Source organism: Pseudomonas syringae group sp. 26L6, assembly GCF_032587815.1.
Classification (GTDB): domain Bacteria; phylum Pseudomonadota; class Gammaproteobacteria; order Pseudomonadales; family Pseudomonadaceae; genus Aquipseudomonas; species Aquipseudomonas amygdali.
The window spans coordinates 1-2,605 of sequence record NZ_JAWHPJ010000015.1 but is presented as its reverse complement, the minus strand read 5'-3'; the positions used below and the strand labels follow the sequence as shown (position 1 = coordinate 2,605).

Genomic DNA, 2,605 nt, shown 5'->3' with positions numbered 1-2,605 from the left:
GGTTAAGCACTGTGACGCGCTGTTCCACCAGCAGCGCATGGAAGTCTTCCGGCGAACGGGTCACTTCGCGAGGCACGATCACCAGTCGGCCGCCGTGCAGCAGCGCGCCGAAAATCTCCCAAACCGAGAAGTCGAAAGCGAATGAATGGAACAGCGTCCACACGTCCTTTTCGCTGAATTTGAACCAGTCATCCGTGGCAGCAAACAGGCGTATCAGGTTGTGATGAGCGAGCAAGGTACCTTTTGGCTTGCCGGTCGAGCCCGAGGTGTAGATCACGTAGGCCAGATTGTCCGGCGTGGTCTGGTTGACCGGGTTTTCCGTGCTGTAACTGTCCAGCGCATCCGCCAGATCCAGTGTCTGAACATGTGCAGGAATCGGTAACTGGCCAAGCAAATGTGCTTGAGTCAGCAACAGTTCGATGCCGCTGTCGTGCATCAGAAAACTCAGGCGATCCTGCGGGTAATCCGGGTCCAGTGGCACGTATGCGCCACCGGCCTTGAGGATCGCCAGCATCCCTACAATCATGTCCAGACTGCGTTCAGCGGCCAGCCCCACGCGAACATCCGGGCCAACGCCCTGCTCGCGCAGTTTATGGGCCAACTGGTTGGCGCGGCTGTTGAGCTGTTGATAGCTCAATTGCTCGCCAGCAAAAGTCAGAGCGATGGCCAGCGGCGTGCGCTCGGCCTGAGCTTCAATGCGTTGATGGGCGCAATATTCACTTGGATAAACCGCAAGGTTAGGGTTCCAGTCGCGCAGAGTGTCTTGCCGCTCATCGACGCTTAACAGCGGCAGATCAGCGATACGCTGGTTGGCGTCGCGGCACATGCCATTCAGCAGGTTGCGCCAATGCCCGGCCATGCGCTCGATGGTTGCGGCGTCGAACAGGTCGGTGGCGTAGGTCAACGAAGCGGCCAGGCCGTTCGGGCGTTCGCAGGTGTCCAGGGTCAGGTCGAACTGCGCCGTGTGTTTGTCGGACACCTGATATTCCAGGCGCAGACCGGCCAGTTCGCGGGCCTCGTTGTGGCCTTCGCTCTGGTGGTTGTAGGCCACCTGAAACAGTGGGCTGCGGCTCAAGTCGCGCTGCGGTTGCAGGGCTTCGACCAGTTGTTCGAACGGCAGGTCTTGATGGGCTTGGGCCTCGACAGCAGTCTGCTTGATCTGTTGCAGCAACCCGGCCACGGTGGTTTGCGTGTCGAAGTCGGCCTTGAGCACCTGGGTGTTGACGAAGAAACCGATCAGCCCCTGGGTTTCGCTGCGAGTGCGGTTGGCGACGGGCACGCCGACGCGTATATCGTCCTGACCGCTGTAGCGGTGCAACAAGGTCTGTAAAGACGCCAGCAACAGCATGAACAGGGTGATGCCCTGCTGCCGCGCCAGAGTCTTGAGGTCGTTCAGCAGCGCGGCATCCAGCTCGACATTCAATCGCGCTCCTTCGTAGCTGCGCAGCGCCGGGCGCGGTCGATCGGTGGGCAGTTCCAGAATCGGCTGTTGCTCGCCCAGCTGTTGCTTCCAGTACGCAAGCTGGCGTTCCTGCTCGCCCATTTCCAGCCAGTTGCGCTGCCAGAGGGCATAGTCGGCGTACTGAATCGGCAACGGCGTCAATTCGGCCTTGCGGCCCAGCGTGGCGGCCTGATAGCACTGCATCAGCTCGTCGACCATGATCGGCATCGACCAGCCATCGGAGACGATGTGGTGCTGGGTCAGCACCAGTACGTACTCCTGCTCGCTCAGTTTGAGCAGCCTGACCCGCAACAGCGGCCCGTGTTGCAGATCGAAGGGCTGTTGCACTTCCTGATCGACATAACGCTCGAGCGTTTCGCCAGCCGCCAGTTGATCAACGTCCAGCGCAAACGGCGACGCCGGATGCACCACCTGCAACGCCTCGTCACCCTGCTGTTCAAACGTGGTGCGCAGGGTTTCGTGACGCTCGATCAGGTGTTCGACGCTACGCCGTAATGCCTCGACATCCAGCGCGCCATGCAGGCGCAGCGCCAGCGGAATGTTGTAGGCCGCGCTGTGCGGTTCCAGTTGCCAGATGATCCATTGCCGCTGCTGCGCATAGGAGAGCGCAGACGGGGCCTGCGTCTCCCTTACAGCGATCGGCGTGACCCCGTAGAGATTCACCCCCTGGCGCTTGAGCAGGACCGCCAGCGCCTTGCGTTCACGGGCGGACAGCGATTTAACGGAGTCAAGCAACTGTTGCACTGGGGTCTCTCCTGCTAAGCAATCAAATTATCAATTTCCTCCGCTGATAAACGTTTGAGTGCCTCCAGTGATTTAGTCAATTCGTCCAGCGCATGGTCACTTTCGCCATTTTTTTCGTGCAGCGTGGTGCAGAAGTCCGCCAGCACCGGCTGTTCGAACAGGTCCTTGAGGCCGACCTCGCGCTGCAACTGCTCACGCACTCGCACCAGCATCTGTACCGCCAGCAGTGAGTGGCCGCCGAGTTCGAAAAAGTTGTCGCTACGCCCGACCTGCTCAACTTTCAGCACATCAGCCCAGATCGCCGCCAGTTGCTGCTCCAACTCGCCTTGCGGAGCGATGTAGGCCGCCTGCAACTGGCTGGCATCCGGCGCGGGCAGCGCCTTGCGGTCCAGCTTGCCG

General features: G+C 60.5%; 2 protein-coding genes. Both read right to left on the bottom strand.

Annotated features, from left to right (window positions below):
- A partial coding sequence (locus RYA97_RS07620) for a condensation domain-containing protein (protein ID WP_316892043.1) occupies positions 1 to 2,206 on the bottom strand: 2,206 nt, incomplete at its 3' end.
- A gap of 14 nt (positions 2,207 to 2,220) precedes the next feature.
- On the bottom strand, positions 2,221 to 2,605 hold a 385-nt coding region (locus tag RYA97_RS07615; RefSeq protein WP_316892042.1), incomplete at its 5' end, for a phosphopantetheine-binding protein.